At 63.6% G+C, this 18,400-nt stretch carries 23 protein-coding genes; 14 read left to right on the plus strand and 9 right to left on the minus strand.

Annotated elements, in window-relative coordinates; translation table 11 throughout:
* Positions 1 to 68 precede the first annotated feature (68 nt).
* Entirely contained in the window at positions 69 to 803 is a 735-nt protein-coding gene (locus X566_RS00135; protein WP_051443744.1) for a cytochrome c biogenesis CcdA family protein, read from the plus strand.
* A 17-nt stretch (positions 804 to 820) separates the two neighbouring features.
* On the plus strand, positions 821 to 1,402 hold the full coding sequence (locus tag X566_RS00140; RefSeq protein ID WP_034462631.1) for a hypothetical protein: 582 nt from the start codon (positions 821 to 823) through the stop codon (positions 1,400 to 1,402).
* A 43-nt stretch (positions 1,403 to 1,445) separates the two neighbouring features.
* Here the strand turns inward: X566_RS00140 and X566_RS00145 are convergent, their stop codons facing one another.
* A complete protein-coding gene (locus tag X566_RS00145) occupies positions 1,446 to 1,655 on the minus strand; it encodes a hypothetical protein (protein ID WP_034462632.1) in 210 nt (69 codons plus the stop codon).
* 217 nt (positions 1,656 to 1,872) lie between these two features.
* Between X566_RS00145 and tnpA the strand changes: the two genes are divergently transcribed.
* The 3 genes from tnpA to tnpC all read left to right on the plus strand — a co-directional run bounded on the left by tnpA (position 1,873) and on the right by tnpC (position 4,267).
* The gene (gene tnpA, locus X566_RS00150) at positions 1,873 to 2,247 is read left to right on the plus strand and encodes an IS66-like element accessory protein TnpA (RefSeq protein ID WP_034462633.1); all 375 of its coding nucleotides are present in this window, start codon (positions 1,873 to 1,875) and stop codon (positions 2,245 to 2,247) included.
* Positions 2,244 to 2,591 carry an IS66 family insertion sequence element accessory protein TnpB gene (tnpB, locus tag X566_RS00155; protein WP_034462634.1) on the plus strand — a complete coding sequence of 116 codons (348 nt, stop codon included), beginning with the start codon at positions 2,244 to 2,246 and terminating at the stop codon, positions 2,589 to 2,591. The genes tnpA and tnpB overlap by 4 nt, the downstream gene beginning before the upstream one ends.
* A gap of 89 nt (positions 2,592 to 2,680) precedes the next feature.
* Entirely contained in the window at positions 2,681 to 4,267 is a 1,587-nt protein-coding gene (gene tnpC / locus X566_RS00160) for an IS66 family transposase (protein WP_051443755.1), read from the plus strand.
* A gap of 498 nt (positions 4,268 to 4,765) precedes the next feature.
* On the opposite strand, the gene merBA is transcribed toward tnpC, so the two are convergent.
* The 3 genes from merBA to X566_RS00175 all read right to left on the minus strand — a co-directional run bounded on the left by merBA (position 4,766) and on the right by X566_RS00175 (position 7,988).
* Complete coding sequence (gene merBA / locus X566_RS00165; protein WP_034462636.1) at positions 4,766 to 7,003, minus strand: bifunctional organomercurial lyase/mercury(II) reductase MerBA; 2,238 nt, start codon at positions 7,001 to 7,003, stop codon at positions 4,766 to 4,768.
* A gap of 246 nt (positions 7,004 to 7,249) precedes the next feature.
* Positions 7,250 to 7,543: a cation transporter gene (locus X566_RS00170; RefSeq protein ID WP_034462724.1), complete on the minus strand. Its 294-nt coding sequence runs from the start codon at positions 7,541 to 7,543 to the stop codon at positions 7,250 to 7,252.
* Between the two features lie 19 nt (positions 7,544 to 7,562).
* Positions 7,563 to 7,988, minus strand: a complete 426-nt coding sequence (locus tag X566_RS00175) for a mercuric transporter MerT family protein (RefSeq protein WP_034462637.1) — start codon at positions 7,986 to 7,988, stop codon at positions 7,563 to 7,565.
* 85 nt (positions 7,989 to 8,073) lie between these two features.
* Between X566_RS00175 and X566_RS00180 the strand changes: the two genes are divergently transcribed.
* The 8 genes from X566_RS00180 to X566_RS00215 all read left to right on the plus strand — a co-directional run bounded on the left by X566_RS00180 (position 8,074) and on the right by X566_RS00215 (position 14,008).
* The gene (locus tag X566_RS00180; RefSeq protein ID WP_034462638.1) at positions 8,074 to 8,496 is read left to right on the plus strand and encodes a helix-turn-helix domain-containing protein; all 423 of its coding nucleotides are present in this window, start codon (positions 8,074 to 8,076) and stop codon (positions 8,494 to 8,496) included.
* Positions 8,497 to 8,549: 53 nt separating this feature from the next.
* Entirely contained in the window at positions 8,550 to 8,921 is a 372-nt protein-coding gene (locus X566_RS00185) for a helix-turn-helix transcriptional regulator (protein ID WP_034462639.1), read from the plus strand.
* On the plus strand, positions 8,914 to 9,441 hold the full coding sequence (locus X566_RS00190) for an arsenate reductase ArsC (protein WP_034462640.1): 528 nt from the start codon (positions 8,914 to 8,916) through the stop codon (positions 9,439 to 9,441). Before X566_RS00185 ends, X566_RS00190 begins: the two co-directional genes overlap by 8 nt.
* Before the next feature lie 8 nt (positions 9,442 to 9,449).
* Positions 9,450 to 9,875, plus strand: a complete 426-nt coding sequence (gene arsC / locus X566_RS00195; RefSeq protein WP_034462641.1) for an arsenate reductase (glutaredoxin) — start codon at positions 9,450 to 9,452, stop codon at positions 9,873 to 9,875.
* Between the two features lie 9 nt (positions 9,876 to 9,884).
* Positions 9,885 to 10,949, plus strand: a complete 1,065-nt coding sequence (gene arsB, locus X566_RS00200; RefSeq protein WP_034462642.1) for an ACR3 family arsenite efflux transporter — start codon at positions 9,885 to 9,887, stop codon at positions 10,947 to 10,949.
* Positions 10,950 to 11,008: 59 nt separating this feature from the next.
* A complete protein-coding gene (locus X566_RS00205) occupies positions 11,009 to 11,329 on the plus strand; it encodes a helix-turn-helix transcriptional regulator (protein ID WP_034462643.1) in 321 nt (106 codons plus the stop codon).
* Positions 11,330 to 11,378: 49 nt separating this feature from the next.
* Positions 11,379 to 12,773 (plus strand): FAD-dependent oxidoreductase, encoded by a 1,395-nt coding sequence (locus tag X566_RS00210; protein ID WP_034462644.1) that lies wholly within the window; start codon positions 11,379 to 11,381, stop codon positions 12,771 to 12,773.
* Between the two features lie 29 nt (positions 12,774 to 12,802).
* On the plus strand, positions 12,803 to 14,008 hold the full coding sequence (locus X566_RS00215; RefSeq protein ID WP_034462725.1) for an MFS transporter: 1,206 nt from the start codon (positions 12,803 to 12,805) through the stop codon (positions 14,006 to 14,008).
* Positions 14,009 to 14,089: 81 nt separating this feature from the next.
* Here X566_RS00215 and X566_RS00220 read toward each other — a convergent pair whose 3' ends face one another.
* From X566_RS00220 to X566_RS24540, 3 genes are read right to left on the minus strand one after another with little or no spacing between them, the layout of a single operon-like run.
* Positions 14,090 to 14,803 carry a cytochrome c biogenesis CcdA family protein gene (locus X566_RS00220; RefSeq protein ID WP_034462645.1) on the minus strand — a complete coding sequence of 238 codons (714 nt, stop codon included), beginning with the start codon at positions 14,801 to 14,803 and terminating at the stop codon, positions 14,090 to 14,092.
* A complete protein-coding gene (locus X566_RS00225) occupies positions 14,803 to 15,189 on the minus strand; it encodes a thioredoxin family protein (RefSeq protein ID WP_034462646.1) in 387 nt (128 codons plus the stop codon). Before X566_RS00225 ends, X566_RS00220 begins: the two co-directional genes overlap by 1 nt.
* 17 nt (positions 15,190 to 15,206) lie before the next feature.
* Complete coding sequence (locus X566_RS24540) at positions 15,207 to 15,437, minus strand: hypothetical protein (RefSeq protein WP_244434619.1); 231 nt, start codon at positions 15,435 to 15,437, stop codon at positions 15,207 to 15,209.
* 432 nt (positions 15,438 to 15,869) lie between these two features.
* On the opposite strand from X566_RS24540, the gene X566_RS00235 reads away from it, so the two are divergent.
* Complete coding sequence (locus X566_RS00235) at positions 15,870 to 16,319, plus strand: helix-turn-helix domain-containing protein (protein ID WP_051443745.1); 450 nt, start codon at positions 15,870 to 15,872, stop codon at positions 16,317 to 16,319.
* Between the two features lie 4 nt (positions 16,320 to 16,323).
* Here the strand turns inward: X566_RS00235 and X566_RS00240 are convergent, their stop codons facing one another.
* A complete protein-coding gene (locus X566_RS00240) occupies positions 16,324 to 17,307 on the minus strand; it encodes an arsenic resistance protein (RefSeq protein WP_034462647.1) in 984 nt (327 codons plus the stop codon).
* Positions 17,308 to 17,907: 600 nt separating this feature from the next.
* Complete coding sequence (locus tag X566_RS00245) at positions 17,908 to 18,330, minus strand: helix-turn-helix domain-containing protein (protein ID WP_034462648.1); 423 nt, start codon at positions 18,328 to 18,330, stop codon at positions 17,908 to 17,910.
* Positions 18,331 to 18,400 lie beyond the last annotated feature (70 nt).

The raw sequence follows: 18,400 nt of genomic DNA on the forward strand, positions 1-18,400 counted from the left end.
GAGCGGATTGAGCTCGCCGGAAAGTGATGTGAAGCGGCGATCTTCGCCGCGGTGGCAGGGGTGAGACGGTGTCAGCGATCTCCAACATCAGCCTCGTTAGTGCCTTCTCTGCGGGCGTGATCTCGTTCCTGTCGCCATGCGTGCTGCCGCTCGTGCCGGGCTACGTGTCGTATATTTCCGGCCACACTCTCGACCAACGCAATCGCGCTGGCGCGGATCGGCTCTCGGCCCTGCTGCTCAGCACATGTTTCGTGCTCGGCTTTTCAATCGTCTTCGTGGCGCTTGGCGCGACCGCGACCGCCTTCAGCCGGCTGCTTCTCTCCTATCGCTACGAGGCTGGGCTCGTCGGTGGGATTATCATCATCCTGTTCGGGATCTTCATGACCGGGCTCGTCCCGCTGCCCTGGCTCGAACGGGACCTCCGGTTTCATGGCAGAATCCGCGGAGGGCGGCCGTTCGGCGCCTTCCTTCTCGGCCTCGCCTTCGGCTTTGGCTGGACCCCGTGCATTGGACCGGTGCTTGGCGCGATCCTGACAGTGAGCGCCCTGTCGTCTACGGCATCGACCGGCATCGTCCTGCTGACCGTCTACTCGATCGGGCTTGGCGTGCCATTCCTGGCATCGGCCGCTTTCGCGGGAGGCCTAGCGAAGCGGCTGAAGACGATGCGTCGCCTGGGGCGAGCCCTGCAGGTAGGCGCTGGTGGCGTGATGGTTGCCATGGGCGTCGCGATACTCACGGGAACGATGTCGACGTTTTCGTTCTGGCTGCTGGAGAATGTCCCGATGCTCGCTCGCATTGGCTGAGATGAGGAGGATGCAACATGCGAAGAAAGGAGAAATGGCAACGAGGGCTCTCTCGCCGGGAGTTCTCCTTCGCGGTAGGCTTGTTCACGCTCCAATGGGCAATCCCCATCTCGGCGGAGGCCGCTACGTCTCCGACACTCGATGAGCGCTTCGAGTTTTTGAGCAAGCACGGCAACAGCACTTGCTCGGCGGTATTCACCGAGTCGATTGCCAAGATGCCAGTCACTGCTCGACTTCAGGGCTCGTGCTGCGCCCCGATGGACCGGCACCGCTATGGCGAACAGATCGAGGCGCTCAAGAAATATGCCGCAATCCCGGAAATTCCGTCCGATCCCTATGACATCGCCGCCGGCGCTGCACAGAGGGCCATGAGCGTTTACGATTTGGCTCTCTCGCCAGATGAGCAGCGAGCCTATCAGTATGCGATGGACAATTCCGATGAGAAGGGACCCTGCTGCTGCCAGTGCTGGCGCTGGCGGGTCTATGGCGGATTGGCCAAGTTCCTGATCCGCGAGCATCGCTTCACCGGCGAACAATTGGTCGACGTCTGGAATCTGTCGAGCGGCTGCGGCGGAGGCGCCGAGCATCATCACGGCTAAGGAGGCCGTAGTGGCCTCTACATCGACATCTTCCCGATGTTGCTCAATGGATACGCCGCTTTGCCGGTCTCACCTCCTGTCGCGGAGTGTCGATCGTAAGCAAGGCATCGTCCAAAATGGCCTTACATCGACATTCCGAGTTCATGTGTTCAAGCGCCTGAAGCATCAATTCGGCAACGGCAAAGCGCTGCTCGCGCAAGGCTTGCTTGAAAGCGATGGCAACCCTTTCTTCAAGCGAAGAGTCGTTCTTCATTGTAATTGCACACCTCCCTTCGGGTATGCCAACAGCCACATCGTAGTGGCAAGACAACAATGTGCGGCTTCCAGCGATTGGAAGGTCAAGCTCAAACTGTCGGGTACATTGTGATCGACTATTCGCGAACCGTACCCATCCGGCGAAGGCCGCCTTGCGGACCGGGGATGAGGTGATCTGCATATGACCTTAAGTCTCGCCTTAAGGTCGGTAGCGGATGCGTGCAGATATCCTGGGATTGGAACGGCGACGGCGCTGGTCTTTGGACGAGAAGGCCCGACTTGTTGCTGAGACGCTTGCTCCGGGTGCCTCCGTGTCCGAGGTCGCCCGACGTCATGATCTGGCGCCGAGCCTGCTGTTCGCATGGCGTCGTCTGGCCCGAGTGCGAGCTTCCGAGCCGCATCCTGTCTTCCTCCCTGTCCAGGTCACGGCCGAGCCAGCCGCGGCGAAGCCGTCTCCAGCTCGGAGACGGCGCCGCAAGGCGACCGGGTCGATCGAGATCGACCTCGGTTCCGGGCGGCGGCTGACCGTCGGCGCCGACGTGGACGCGGCGGCGCTGGCTCGGGTGCTCGATGTGCTGGAGCGGCGATGATCCCGGTCCCGACGGGCGTCCGGGTCTGGCTCGCGACGGGCCACACGGACATGCGCAAGGGGTTCGCCAGCCTGTCGCTACAGGTGCAGGAGGTGCTCCGGCAGGACCCTCTCGGCGGTCATCTGTTCTGCTTCCGCGGGCGCCGCGGCGATCTTTTGAAGGTGATTTGGCACGACGGCCAGGGCGCGTGCCTGTTCACGAAGAAGCTGGAGCGGGGCCGCTTCCTGTGGCCGGTTCCAGCCGACGGGGCGGTAACGATATCGACTGCCCAGCTCGGCTACCTGCTGTCGGGCATCGACTGGCGTCATCCCCAGGCAACCTGGCGTCCGACCTCGGTCGGCTGACGATCGGCCTTGCGGGCTGGCGCGGACGTGATTCCATCGATCGCGTGATCGCCGAATCGCTTCCTGCCGATCTCGCTGCCGCGCACGCGATGATCCTGGTCGAGCGCGCGGCCCGGATCGCGGCCGAGGCTGACGCAACCGGTGCGAAGGCCGACCTGACCAGCACCGAGGCGCTGATCGCGCACCTGAAGCTCGCCATCGAGAAGCTGCGGCGCGCGCTCTACGGCAGCCGCTCGGAACGTCAGGCGCGGCTCCTCGACCAGATGGAGCTCGAGCTGGAGGAGCTGGAGGCGGCCGCGAGCGAGGACGAGGCCGCTGCCCAGGCAGCCGCCGCGCAGGCGTCCCGAACCGTTCGGCAGCCAAGGCGGCCGTCGCGTCGCCCTCTCCCGGAGCATCTGCCGCGCGAGCGCGTCGTGATCGCGGCACCGTCCGCCTGCCCGTGCTGCGGATCGGCGAAGCTGTCGAAGCTCGGCGAGGACGTGACCGAGACGCTGGAGGTGGTGCCGCGCCGCTGGAAGGTGATCCAGACGATACGGGAGCGCTTCGCCTGTCGCGAGTGCGAGCGGATCACGCAGCCACCGGCACCCTTCCACGTGGTCCCGCGAGGCTTCGCCGGCCCGCAGCTCCTGGCCACGATCCTGTTCGACAAGTTCGCCCAGCATCTTCCCTTGAACCGCCAGAGCGAGCGCTTCGCCCGCGAGGGGATCGCGCTCAGCGTCTCGACGCTGGCCGACCAGGTCGGCGCCTGCACGGCCGCTCTGCGGCCGCTTCACCGGCTGATCGAGGCGCACGTGCTGGCGGCCGAGCGACTGCATGGCGACGACACCACAGTGCCGATCCTGGCCAAAGGTAGGACCACCACCGGCCGGATCTGGACCTACGTGCGCGATGACCGCCCGTTCGGCGGCCCGGACCCGCCGGCGGCGCTCTTCTACGCCTCGCGCGACCGGGCGGGCCAGCATCCCGAGCGCCACCTCATCGGGTTCGGCGGCATCCTGCAGGCCGACGCCTATGGCGGTTACAACGGGCTCTACGATGCTCGCCCCGCCGGGACGGTGACGCCGGCCTTCTGTTGGGCGCACGCCCGGCGCAAGTTCTTCGAGCTGGCCGACATCGCCCGCAGCGCCCGGCGCATGAAGAATGCGGCCGTGATCTCGCCGATCGCTCTGGAGGCGGTCAGGCGCATCGACGCCCTGTTCGCGATCGAGCGCGGCCTCCACGGGCTCTCGGCCGCCGAGCGCCTCGAGGGTCGCAGGCGCGAGAGCGCGCCGCTCGTCGCCGACCTCGAAGCCTGGTTGCGCGACCAGCGCTCGCGGCTGTCGCGCTCCGCGGCCGTCGCCGAGCCGATCGATTACCTGCTCCGGCGCTGGCCGGCCTTCATCCGCTTCCTCGACGACGGGCGGGTCTGCCTGACGAACAACGCGGCCGAACGCGCGCTTCGCGGTTTTGCTCTCGGACGCAAGGCTTGGCTGTTCGCCGGGTCCGACAGGGGCGCCGAACGCGCTGCCGCCGTCGCGACCCTGATCACCACCGCGAAGCTGAACGACGTCGATCCCCAGGCTTGGCTCGCCGATGTGCTGGCCCGCATCGCCAACCATCCCGCGCAGCAGATCGACGAGCTCTTGCCCTGGAACTGGCGCCCAGCCGCAGTCGTCACGCTTCCTCAGGCGGCCTGATCCTCCCACCCACGAGTGAAGGTGCGGCCCTCACCGGAGGCTTACCGCGAACCCGAATGCCGGCCCCTTTGGAAGGCTATAGCGTGGACATAATTCTCATCTGGTTCCCGCTTTGCGTCCCAGCCGCCCAGCTCCTCGCCCGTTCTCCGATGCCTTTGATGTGCCGGAGATCAAGATAGTTGACTCAGCCCCGCGGCCCTGGGGCGATACCTATCCTCACAGGGGCCGTACCGAATGGTGGGGCGTACGTGAACGACGCCTCCAATCACGCGTAAAATCTCTATCTATTTGATAATTAAATGGAAACGAGATCAATTTGTGCGGCAATCGGCGGTATTTGGCGCTCTGCACCGGGTGATGATGAGAACTATGTTTACGCTATAGCCCTCTAATTCCCTCCTAAATGCCCTTTGTTTGGTAATTGAGTGCGCGGGCAAGGTTCTAGGCGCGCTTCCTGTCGCCTGCGTGCCGGAGTGCTGCCCTGGCCCTTCCGGCCGTTCATCCGGCGCAGCACGATAGCTTGGCGACATCCTTGTCAAACGCCAGTGCGGCGAGCTTCAGCCCTTCTACAGTGGTGAGGTATGGAAAGATTGTGTCGGCTAGATCGTCGATGGTCAGGCCTTGGCGGATCGCGAGTGTCGCGGTCTGGATGCTGTCGGCCCCTTCCGGCGCGAGGATGTGGGCGCCGAGCAAGCGACCATTGCCGGCATCCGCCACGAGCTTGATGAGGCCACGGGTGTCGCGGGCGGCGAGCGCACGCGGCACCTGGTCGAGACCAATCACTGAGACGCGAACCGCATGTCCGGCAGCGCGCGCCGCAGCCTCGGTCAATCCGACGCTCGCCACCTGTGGATCGGTGAAGACGATGGCCGGCATCGCGCTATTATCGTAGCGCAGGCTGTCGCCGTTGAGGGCGTTCTTGGCGGCGAGCTTGGCGCCATAAGCGGCCATGTAGACAAACTGGTCGCGGCCGGTGACATCGCCGACGGCATAGACGTCGGCTTTGGTCGTGCGCATTCGGTCATCGACGACGATGCTGCCCTCCACCGAGACGGCGATGCCGTGCTCCGGGAGCCCGAGGCCTTCGATATTGGTCGTTCGTCCGGTGGTGGCCAGCACCTGATCGGCGTCGATCGCTACATCCTGACCGTCCCGCGTGACTGTCAGCGAAACGCCGTCGTCGGTCTTTTTGACCGCACGATAGGCAATGCCTGAGACGACGGTGATGCCTTCATCCTCGAAATATCCCGTCAGCGCGGTGCTGATCTCGGGCTCAGCCTGCGGGAGCAGCCGCGACCGGCAGACAAGCGTAACCTTCGTGCCAGCGCGGGCAAACATTTGCGCGAGCTCGGCGCCGATATAGCCGCCACCGATGACGAGCAGCGAGCGCGGCAGTTCCTCCAGGTCGAGTGCAGTCGTGCTGGTTAGGTACGGCACGGCCTCGATGCCAGGGATGGCGGGGACTGCCGGCCGTGCACCGGTGGCGATAATGATCTTCCCGGCGGGAATGCGCGTGCCATTCACCTCGACGCCGCTGTCGATGAGGCGCGCCGGCCCGTCGTAGTAGGCTATGCCGTTATAGGCGGGGAGCAGGTCAACGTACTTGGCCCGGCGCAACTCAGAAACCAGCGTGTCCTTCTGCCGAATAGTCCTGCGCCAGTCGGTCAGTCCAGCTTCGGCCGTGATGCCGGCAAAGCGCGCNGCTACGCGGGCGTTGTGCAGCGTCTCGGCGGCGCGGATCAGGGTCTTTGACGGCACGCAGCCGACATTGACGCAGGTGCCGCCGATAGTGCCGCTGCCGATCAGCGCGACCTGAGCGCCTTGATCGGCGGCCGTGATCGCAGCGGAAAAGCCGGCGGAGCCGGCGCCAATCACGGCAAGGTCGTATGCCCCTCCGTTGCGGCCGTCGGCGCGGAGGGGACGGCTGGCGACTGCCGTGTCCTTCGATACCACGTCGAGACCAGCAAGACTTGGCCCGAACAAAGCGCGGCCTGCCTCCAGTCCTTCTTCGATGGATAGACGAAAACCAGGCTCGTCAGCGGGGCGTCCGTTGCGCCAGGCAGAGAGATGGTCGTCGGTGCAGAAGAAGGCGGTCGNCGCGCACAAGGAGTTAGCTGCGCATGCGCCTTCATAGCGGACGCTTTGCCACATGACGGCTGTCGCCGGCTCGACATGGGCCAGCGCGTGCCCTCGATCGCGCGTGCTGATCCGGATCGGCGTATTGCAATGACGGCAGCGCGAGTCGACGACGACGTCGCGATCGAGCATGGCGCCAATGCCAAGCGCGTCAACCGCGCACATGGCGTTGAGAGCACGCCCGTCCAACGTGACGCGGTGGCCCGTGTCCCGCTCAGTGAAGGGATAGGCGCCAACGATGTTGCCGTGATCGAGAACGACGAGGTCACGCTGGCGGAGGTCTTCGAGCAGCGACAGGATGGTGTTCTCGCTCAACCCGGCGCGCCCAGCGAGGGTGCTGATTGCCGGGGCCCCTCCGTCCTCGGCATAGAGCTGCAGCAGTGCGACGCGAATGCGGTCCGTGGCAGGATCGTAGCCATTCCACCGGTCGAGAACATGGTCGGAACCGACCATGGCCTGCAAAGCGTCGCGGACTGCAGACGAGGTGACAACTGACCAATCGGGAAACGTCACGCCCGGCCGCACGGCAAAGCTCGGCAGTGCCGCGGATGCAGATGGCGAAGCCTTGTCCCTAGTGGATGATGCACAGCAGTCGTTCATAGCTTCACACTTCCGTTGCGGGTGTTTGTCTCGCAGCTCGCTTCTTCTGCCCGACGATGGTGGACCGCCCATGCGATCAGGCCGTCTCCTATGACTGTTAGGGCAAGAGCGACTGGGCCTGCACCCGTCAGCCATGTGGCCACTCCTGCCAGGGAGAGGCTCGCAACAAGGAACGGTGCTGCACAGCAGAGTGCAGCGAGGATCGCGCCGGCCATGCCCGCCCAGGTCGCAGTCCGGTCTGTCATCTCAGCTACCCTGCGGTCTTGGATGTGCGGGGTAGCCGGCATTCGCGCTCGCGGCCGCGATAGCGTCCGGGGTTGTCTTGGCGTCATCGAAAGTCACGGTTGCCGTTCGAGCTTGCAACGACACAGCCACCCTCGCGACGCCTGGGACCGCGGTCATTGAGTTCTTCACGATGTAGGGGCAGGAAGCGCAGGTCATGTTGTCGACCGCGAAGGTGACAGTGCGCTCTCCAGCCCAAGCGGCTGGGGCCACCATCACCGAGCCGATCAGGGCAAAGGCGGTCAAACTCTTCTTCATGGCAAATCTCCTCTTCATCTCAGGCGCGAAGCAGCAGCGGAGCGACATAGTCGAAAGCGAAAGCGGCGATGACGAGCAGTGTTGCGATCCATAGTGCGATTTGAACGAGGCGGTTCGGAATGGCGCGCGCGCAGGCAGCGTCAACGGCACAAGCCCGCTTGGGCTTCCAATAGACGAGATAGTAGCCGTACCCGAGAACCACCGCAGTTCCGGCGACGAAGAGCGGCTTGTAAGGCGCCAGAGCCGTGAGGTTGCCGATCCACGCGCCGCCGATGCCGAGGCTGAACAGGATGAGTGGAATGATGCAGCATGAGGAGGCGGCCAGCGCGCCGAGAATCCCACCGACGGCGACCAGGCGCTGTCGCCCCGCTTCGCTTTTCTCGGACGGCGAGAGACCAGATGCAGCGGATACCGAATCCGCAGTTCCCGATCGCGATGCAACCATGTCTGACCTCGCTTCCCTTGTCGAAATCCCTATTGAGGCGTAGGATGCAGTCTGTAGTCACTACAGAGTCAAGAGGGTTTTTGCGATGCGCGATCACGCCCAGGTGAAGGGCCTGCAGCGGGCGGAGCTCGCCCGGCGGACGGGCAGCAATCTGGAGACAGTGCGTTATTACGAGAAGGTCGGCCTTCTGCCCGAGCCGCCGCGCACGGCAGCCGGCTATCGCAGCTATGACACCACGCACGAGCGGCGCCTTCGCTTCGTGCTGCGGGCGCGTGAACTCGGCTTCTCGCTAGATGAAGTTCGCGAACTGCTTCGCCTTGTCGACGAGCGCGATCAGCCTTGCGCCGAGGCACGCGCCGTTGCCGCCGCACATCTCGATGACGTCCGGGCGAAGATCGCCGATCTCAGACGGATGGAGCGCGTGCTGAAAGATGTGGTGGCTCAGTGCGCCGACGGCACGCTACCGGAATGTCCGCTGATTGAGACGTTGTTTGGTGAAGCCGCGTGAGGCGGAGGAGAAAGGGGATTGCCTCAACCAGTTATGTCGATTAGTCTCGACATATGGAATCAGAACAAGCTATTCTTGCCTTCGCGGCACTCGCCCAGCCAACACGTCTCGACGTGTTTCGGCTGCTGATGGAGCACGAGCCTGACGGACTGCCCGCGGGTGAGGTTGCTCGACAGATGGACGTGCCGCACAACACGATGTCGACGCACCTGGCGATCTTGACCCGCGCCGGATTGATCGAGGCCGAGCGCCAGAGCCGATCGATCATCTATCGGGCGAAGCTGGACGCTGTCCGCGCGATCGCTGGCTTTCTGGTCAAGGATTGCTGCGGCGGTCGGCCGGAGATCTGCGCGCCCCTGATCGCCGACCTTTCTCCATGCTGCCCACCACAAAAGATCGCCGCCACGGAGGCCGCCCATGACTGATCGCATCTACAATGTGCTTTTTCTCTGCACCGGGAATTCGGCTCGATCGATCCTAGCCGAGAGTATTCTTGCCAAGGATGGCGCCGGCCGCTTCCGTGTCTTCTCGGCCGGCAGCCAGCCGAAGGGTGCCATCAACCCGTTCGCGTTGAAGGTGCTGCAAAGCTTCGACTATCCGGCTGAGGGCTTCCGGTCGAAGAGTTGGGAGGAGTTCGCCAAGCCCGACGCGCCCGTCATGGATTTCGTCTTCACCGTTTGCGACAACGCTGCCGGGGAAGCCTGCCCGGTATGGCCGGGGCAACCGATGACAGCGCACTGGGGGATCGAAGACCCGGCCGCGGTCGAAGGACCCGATATCGAGAAGGAAAAGGCGTTCGTGGCGGCCTTCCGCTATCTGCGGAATCGCGTCTCCGTCTTCGCAGCACTGCCGATGGAAAGTCTCGACAAGGCGTCCCTTGGCACGAAGCTTCGCGAGATCGGCCGCATCGAGGGGGCCACATCGCCGCGGCCGAGCGCAGCGTGAGGCCGGCCATGGACGTTATCATCTACCACAACCCCGACTGCGGCACCTCGCGCAATACGCTGGCGATGATCCGCAACGCGGGCATCGAGCCCCATGTCGTCGAATACCTCAAGACGCCGCCGAGCCGGGCGATGCTTGAGCAACTCATCGGGCGCATGGGCATCACCGTCCGGGCGCTGCTGCGCGAGAAGGGCACGCCATACGCCGAGCTCGGCCTCGGCGATCCGAGCAAGACAGATGATCAGCTTCTCGACGCGATGCTGGCGCATCCGATCCTGATCAACCGGCCGATCGCCGTCAGCCCGAAGGGTGTGCGGCTTTGCCGGCCGTCAGAGGAAGTGCTCGATCTCCTCCCGCCCCAGCACGGCGAGTTCATCAAGGAAGACGGCGAACGGGTGGTGGACGAGCACGGCCGCCGCATCGCGACGGCATAGGGAAGCAAGATGTCCACCTTCGAACGCTATCTGACCCTCTGGGTCGCACTCTGCATCGTGGCTGGTGTCGCGCTTGGCCACTTCATGCCCGGCGTGTTCCATGCGATCGGCGCGGCCGAGCTCGCCAAGGTCAACCTGCCGGTCGCGGCGCTGATCTGGCTCATGATCGTGCCGATGCTGGTCAAGATCGACTTCGCCGCGCTCGGCCAGGTCAAGGAGCACTGGCGCGGTATCGGCGTCACGCTCTTCGTCAACTGGGCCGTGAAGCCGTTCTCGATGGCCGCACTCGGCTGGCTGTTCATCGACTATCTGTTCCGCCCTTACCTGCCGGCCGGCCAGATCGACAGCTACATCGCCGGCCTGATCATTCTCGCGGCTGCGCCCTGCACGGCGATGGTCTTCGTCTGGTCGAACCTGACGAAAGGCGAGCCGCATTTCACGCTGTCACAGGTCGCACTCAACGACACGATCATGGTGTTCGCGTTCGCGCCGATCGTCGGCCTGCTGCTCGGCCTCTCGGCGATCACCGTGCCGTGGGATACACTTGTCCTATCGGTTGCGCTCTACATCGTCGTGCCGGTGATCGCTGCGCAGCTTCTCCGGCGTCGGCTGCTGGCGACCGGTGGTGATCAGGCCCTGAAGCGGTTTCTTGACCGGCTTCAGCCGCTTTCGCTGGTGGCACTGCTTGCAACGCTCGTCCTGTTGTTTGGCTTTCAGGGAGAGCAAATCCTGGCGCAGCCACTCGTCATTGCGCTGCTCGCCGTGCCGATCCTGATCCAGGTCTATTTCAACTCGGGGCTCGCCTATCTGCTCAACCGCCTCACCGGCGAACAGCATTGTGTCGCCGGTCCCTCGGCGCTGATCGGCGCGTCCAACTTCTTCGAGCTGGCGGTAGCCGCCGCGATCAGCCTGTTCGGCTTCCAGTCGGGCGCGGCGCTCGCCACCGTGGTCGGCGTGTTGATCGAAGTGCCGGTCATGCTCTCTGTCGTCTGGATCGTGAACCGCTCCAAAGGCTGGTACGAGAACGGGCGCGTGGCGGCGCGTTTGGCGGAAGAAGGCAAGGGCGGCCACTAATTTCGATAATCATGGAAATAGCTGTTGACGGCCCGCTGGGGGAGGCATAGTCTATTTCCATGATTATCGAAGAAGCAGCAAAGCAGCTTGAGGCGCTCGGCAACGCCACCCGGCTTCAGGTCTATCGATCCCTGGTCCGCGCAGGCGACGGCGGTCTCCCTGTCGGACGTTTGCAGGAGAAGCTCGGCATTCCCGCCTCAACACTGTCGCATCATCTCCAGCGGCTGATCGCGACNGAGTTGGTGACGCAGGAACGGCAAGCGACCACGTTGATCTGCAGAGCCAACTACCCAGCCATGAGCAGCCTGGTTGGATTTTTGGTGGATGAATGCTGCGCCGACGCGGCTTGCGCCACGGATGAAGAGGAGGCTGCCGCCTGACGGCCTCTCTTTTTTGCCTAATATTTCGATAATCCTGGAAGGATGGAATATGCCAGCTCAGCGCTTTGAATCTCTCCCAATAGCCGTGATCGGTGGCGGTCCCGTCGGTCTCGCAGCCGCGGCCCATCTCGTTTCCCGGAACCTTCCGGTAAAGCTCTATGAAGCCGGTGCTGACGTTGGCACCAGCATGCGCGACTGGGGCCATGTCCGGGTCTTTACGCCGTGGCGCTATTGCGTGGATGGCGCCTCCGCCGCGTTGCTCGAACGCCAAGGATGGGCGATGCCATCGGCTGACGTCTTCCCGACCGGGGGGGAGATCGTTCGGGAATATCTCGAGCCGCTTGCCGCAACACCCGAGCTTTCTGGCATTATCGAGACGGGCGCGCGCGTCACAGCGGTTTCCCGCCTCGGCCTCGACAAGGTCGTCAGCCGTGGCCGGGCGGAGCGTCCGTTCGTCCTGTCGGTCAAGACGGCTGCGGGCACGCGCCGCGATCTCGTTCAGGCGGTGATCGATGCCTCCGGAACATGGGCTACGCCGAACCCGCTTGGCTCAAGCGGCCTTCCGGCCGAAGGCGAGATGGAATTCGCCGAGCGTATCGCTTACGGCATTCCCGATGTCCTCGGCCGGCATCGAGATGTCTATGCGGGCCGCACGACACTGGTGGTCGGGGCGGGCCATTCGGCCGCCAATGCCTTGCTCGATCTCGACAGGTTGGCGAAGACCGAGCCGGACACAGCCGCAATCTGGGCAACGCGCGGCACCAACCTCGCGCGCATCTTCAGCGGCGGCGATGCCGACCAGTTGCCAGCACGCGGTGAACTCGGGGCCGAGACGCGTAGCCTGGTCGAGAGCGCACGCACTCCGCTAGTCGCCGGCTTCGCGATCCTCGCGCTCCGTCAGGAGGATGGCCGGATCATGGTGGACGGCGAGACGGCCGAGGGTCCGCGCACCATCGGACCGGTCGACCGGATCATCGCCGCAACGGGCCAGCGGCCCGACCTATCGCTGACGCGCGAACTCCGTCTCGACCTTGATCCGTGGCTGGAGAGCACCAAAGCGCTGGGGCTACTCATCGATCCCAACGAACATTCCTGCGGCTCTGTCCCACCGCATGGTCACCGCGAGCTCGCCCATCTCGAACCGGGTTTCTACACTGTCGGCATCAAGAGCTACGGGCGCGCGCCGACATTCCTTCTCCTGACGGGCTATGAGCAGGTCCGCTCCGTCGTGGCCGCGCTCGCCGGCGATATGACGGCCGCAGACAACGTCCACCTCGTGCTCCCCGAGACCGGGGTCTGCACCACAACCTTCTCGGTGGCGGACAGCGGCGGAGCGGGATGCTGCGGAGGTCCTGCGCCAGCGAGAGCCGATGCCTGCTGCGTGGCCGATGCGGTCGCAAAGGACCAGGGCAAAAAGGGATGTGGTTGCGGGGTCGCCGCGTGACCGTCAGCGCTGCTACCCAGCCCACGTCGATGGAGGATCTACCGCGCCTCCGATCGATAATCCCGGTCCTAGGCGTCACTCAGATCCTCGCCTGGGGCTCGTCCTACTATCTGCTGGCCGTACTCGCGAAGCCTATTGCGGACGATACAGGTTGGCCTCTGGCCTGGGTGGTTGGCGGCCTTTCCCTCGGGCTGCTCATGGCCGGCCTTGTCTCGCCGCGCGTCGGTGACAGCATCCAGCGCCTGGGCGGCCGGCTTGTGCTCGCGACGAGCGCCGCCTTCCTCGCGTTCGGCCTGATCGGCCTCGCTCTTTCTCCGAACCTGCCCGTCTACGTTCTTTCCTGGCTTGTGCTTGGCATCGGTATGGGAGCTGGCCTTTATGATGCGGCCTTTGCGACGCTTGGCCGTATCTATGGCCAGCGCGGCCGCACGGCGATCACGACCTTGACCCTGTTCGGCGGCTTCGCGAGCACGGTTTGCTGGCCTCTGTCGGCCATGCTCGTCTCGCAGTTCGGCTGGCGGAATGCCTGCCTGATCTACGCGGCCATCCACTTGCTGGTTCTGTTGCCGCTCTACGTCTTCGCGTTGCCGAAGGAGCAGAAGCGAAGCCCCGATCATAGCGCGCATCCGGCGAGCGACAGCGCATCCGCCGATCCGGTTCCAACTTGGTCGAGGCTGCTGTTCATCCTCATCGCGCTCGTGATCACCATCAGTTCGATGATCTCCGCCCTGCTGTCCGTCCATATGCTGACGATCCTTCAGGCCCGTGACATCGCTCTTGGCGCCGCCGTTGCGCTTGGAGCCATCGTTGGCCCTTCTCAGGTTGGTGCCCGCGCCATCGAGATGGCGATCAGCCGGTTTCATCATCCCATATGGACGAAGCTGGCATCGACAATGTTTGTCGCCACCGGCGTCGGGCTCCTATGGGTGGGCTTCCCAATCATAGCCGCTGCGCTGATTTTCTATGGAGCCGGCATTGGCATCGAGTCGATTGCCCGAGGCACGCTACCACTCGCGGTGTTTGGCGAGCGCCGCTACCCGGCGATCATGGGCCGGATCGCGATGCCGAGCCTGATCATGCAGGCCGCGTCGCCTTCTATCGGCGCGATATTGATCGAGAGGATGGGAGCGAACGGCGCGTTAGCTGTTCTCTTCGCCGTCGCGCTTGTGAATGTCGGACTGGTGATTGTGCTGTTCGGAGTAATGCAGAAGCAAAGAGCCGTGCAAATCTGCTGAGGTGTGAGGTGTTCGCCGCTTGGCGCGCCCTCTAATGCCCTCCTTTCTGATACATACTAGCTCGCCAACTGCTCTTCACGTCTAGAATCTGGTCGTCAGATCAATCAGCCAGGATGGCGCCGACCGGATCATGGCTGCTTCAAGCACCTTGTCGAGGCCGGTCAGCACGAGCACTCCAGCGGCCAGCAGCATCGCACCGAGGGCAGCTTTCATGCCGGAGCCAGCAGACAGCATGCGGCCGCGCCACCGCAGGATGGCTTCCCGGGACAGGAGGCCCAGCGCGAGCAGCGGCAATGCGGCGCCTAGCCCGAACGTCCCCATGGTGAGCGCCACATGCCCGAGGTCTTCGCCTTGTGCCGCGAGGACTGATGCCGCGCCAAGTGTCGGGCCGACGCAAGGCGACCAGACAGCGCCCAGCAGAAGGCCAAGCCCGAACTGTCCCGATAGTCCCTTTTGGGAGAAGCCGCCGAACCGGCGTTCCGTCCAGTCCGATACCGGGCCTGCCGCTGTCGCGAACACGACCTGAAACCTTGGAACAAGAAGCACCAGTCCCAAGCTCGTTAGTAGGGCACCGCCGACCATTCGGAAGAACGCCCCATCGAGGCCGATGGCAAAGCCGACCGTCGCCACGAACATGCCGATAGCGACGAATGAAATCGCGAGACCTACCGCCAGCGCGGCCGGACCAAACCTGTGCTCGGAAACGGCCGCCCCGAGTACGATCGGCACGAGGGGAAGGACGCATGGCGAGAGGATCGACAATACGCCTGCGAGGAACGCCAGCGTAGTCGTCATCACAGCGCCCTGGCGAGCAGACCCCGAAGCGCATCCGGGCGCGTCTCGCCGACGGCCCGTGCGACTTCCTTGCCACCACTGAACACGATCATAGTGCTCTGGTGCCGGGCATCGAATTTCTGGCGGATGTCGGATTGGGAGTCGAAATCGACCTCCAGCCATAGAATCCTCGACAATTCCGGCGATGCGAGAAGATCGGGAAGTATACGTTTCTGAGCTTGGCAGGTTCCGCACCACGGCGCGGTGACATGGACGAGGATCGGCCTGCCTTCAGCCCGTGCTTTTTCGAAGGCTCCAGCGTTGAAGGGCGTCAGCTCGGCAGAGCGGGCCGGAAGCGGCAGAGCGAGAATGGCTGCGGCTGTGAGGATCGTTCGGCGATTCATCATGATAGGACTCCTTTCGCTCAGGCAGCGGCATTCTGGGGCGCAAGGTCTGGCGCGAAGTGGTCAAACAGCGTATCGGCGGCTTCTCTCGCAGCCTCCGGCGCTGTGATCAGCAGATGAACCTCGTCATTGGCGACCGAGAGATCGAAGCGCAGGAAGGCGCAACATTCACTCTCCTTGCGAACCATCTCGCGAACGTCGTCAGCCGCTTCCGGTCCATAGACGAGATAGAGCGTCAACGGCGAGCGCATGGATTTCCGTAGATGCCGCTCAGCGATGCCCCTGATCCAAGCAGTACGGCCCCTGAAGTCGTCCGCCTGGAGCGTGCAGGCGATTGCCGTCTCGATAGCCTCGTCTCTTCTAGCGGGAGATGGCGTGCATCCACAGGCGGACGCCGGCCGGTCAGTTGTCTGGCGCTTCGGAGCCTGGCGTTGCCGCAACGTGTACCAGGCCAGCGCCCCCGCGCCAGCGGCTATGGCGATCCCGGCTGCGCCGCCCGCATAGGCTACGCCACCCGCGGCGGCGAACATGCTGAGGCCGGCAACAAGCGGGAGGGCGCAACAGGCCGCACAGGCGCCCCCGAGTGCGAGTGCAGCAGTCATTGGTCTCATGGTCGGTTCTCCGATCTTGATTGCTCGATGACCAAACCCTACTTCCTCAAGTAACTTGAGGAGCAAGAGGCAATGCGACACGAAAAGGTGAAGGCTCAAAGCTTGAGCATTGGCGAGTTGGCCGAGCGCACGGGATGCTCGGTCCCGACCATCCGCTTTTATGAGGAGATCGGCCTTATCCCGAAGGCCGCCCGCACGGATGGCGGCAGGCGGACCTACGCGGCTTCAGATGCCAAGCTGCTAACCTTCATCCGCCGCTGCCGGGATTTCGGTTTTCCGGTCGAGCAGGTTCGTGATCTCGTCATGCTCTCGACCAGCCATGACCGGAACTGCTTTGAGGCGCGCGATCTCGCCAGCGGTCATCTTCAGAGCGTCCGGGACAAGATCGCCGAGATGAAGGAACTGGAGCACAGTCTCGAAGAGTTCGTCGAGCGCTGCGATATCCAATGCGCCGGCGGCCCGGCTGCCGAGTGCGTCATTCTGGAAGATCTTGCCGAAGATAGACGCGGCTGTCGGTGCTAAGCACTCAGGCAGTTTGTTCGGCCGTCTCGAACGAACGTCCGACCAGTGGCATGAGGCGGACGTAGACCAGCTCTGAAAGCAGCTCAACCAGTGTCTGCGTGACGATGACGGCCGGGAGCACGGGAACGGCTCCCGGCACCGCAAGCGCCAGCGGCAGGACGACCAGCGAATTGCGTGTGGCGCTCGAAAACGCGATCGATCGCGATGCCGCTGCACCGAGCCGGAAGGCGCGCGCCGTAAACCATCCGAGCATCGGGGCAACGACCGCGAAGGCGGCATAGAGAGGCAGAACTGCCAGCGCGCTTCCAACGGCGCTCCCCAGGAGCGGCGCCGTTGCGGCGACGACAAGGAAGAGCACCAGCGCCGTCGAGGGGACAGGCAGCAGCCCGAATGCGTCTGAGGTTCGGCTTCCGACACTGCTGCGGGAAGCCCAGAACTGCACCTGCGCCGCGAGAGCGAGCGGGATGGCTATCAACCAGATGAATGCGTGCAGGAAGGGGCCGATGCTGACCAGACCGGAAGCGTCGCTCCCCAAGAAGGCTGCGAAGTAGAGCGGCAGCAGCGCCATTTGAGCGACGAGCAGCAGCGGGGTGGAAGCCAGTAGAAGCCGCGCGTCCGCCCGCCCGAGCTGGGAGAAGGTAACAACGTAGTCGATGCAGGGTGTCAGCAGCACCATCACCATGCCGAGCCGGACCAGAGGATCGGTAGGGGCAAACTGGAACAGGAGGAACACGAGGAAGGGTATGACGACGAAGTTCGCCGCGAGCAGCGCTGTCAGGAATCGAACCTCTCTGAAGGCCTTTCCAATGTCGCGAAGCGGAACCTGCAGGAAGGTGACGAAGAGCATCAATGCGAGGGCAGGGTTGACGAACGCCTCAAGCTGTTCTGTCCCCGCAACCGCCCAAGCAAAGGCAGCGCCGATAATGACGCTGGCGAAATAAATCCAGACCTGATGCCTTTCGAGAAACTCTCGCAACACGTACCCCATTCGAGTGTAGATTTATGTGCGCCGCCACACCTTGATCGCGCGCATCAGCAGGATAATTGCAAGTAGCGGCAAAATCACCCCATTCGTCACGATGCCAAGTGCCTTCACTCCGGCGAAGTGAGCCCAAGCTCAGAAATCGAACATTCGACCTCAAATGATTCGAACATTTTTGCCGCCAAACACCGCCGTTTCTACGCTTTTTTATACACCGGCTGTTCTCCGCCCTTTGCGCGGGCGTAGTCTCGGCGGTTATATCGCACTGTGGAGGGCAATCGGCGGAATTTGGCGCGCCACTTCAGTACAGTACTAAGTACGCCGAATGCCGCCGATCTCCCTCTCGAAGCGGCCACGAGCGTTCGTAACAGCTCTGACTTCGATCCCATGATGCGAACTTCGGCATCCGCGACCTCTACGCGCTGCGCGAAGGCGCGTAGGTGGTCCCGCCGATAACCGCCCCCATCCTGAACTGGCCCCCATTTCTGTCGCGCGTCGCCCCCAAGGTCCTCACCTGCGATTCAGCGGCGGTCAGGAACGCGGGCAGATCGGATGACCACCAGCATTCTTTAGGGCCAGCGGCATCGGGGAGGAGAAAAGGCCCAATTACCTTGGTCCCTGTTGGGTTTGGGGCGATAGTGCTTCGATTATCCGACAATCGGCAACGGTGCCGCAGCGGCATTGATCGATCATACTGTCGAGTTCGCGACGCAATGCGCGCAAATCGGCGATCTTTCGATCGACTTCGGTCCGATGCTCTTTGGCGATGGCATCGACCGCGTCGCAAGAGCGTTCGCGCTGGTCGGCCAAATCGAGCAGTGCGCGGACCTGATCGATCGAAAATCCAAGATCTCGCGAACGTCGGATGAAGCTGAGGCGATTCAGGTGCTCCGCTCCGTAGGCGCGATAGTTGCCGGCTGTCCGCCTCGGTGTGGCGAGCAGCCCGATCCGCTCGTAGTAGCGGACGGTCTCGACCTTGGTGTTGGTTCTGCGCCCCAACTCGCCGATCGTCAGAAAATCGCCTTCCATGCCCTTGACCCTATAGTTGCTACAGGGTGCATATGGGTGGTGATGTCCATCTTGTCGAGGTGATCCCAAC

This window comes from Afipia sp. P52-10, assembly GCF_000516555.1.
Taxonomy (GTDB): domain Bacteria; phylum Pseudomonadota; class Alphaproteobacteria; order Rhizobiales; family Xanthobacteraceae; genus P52-10.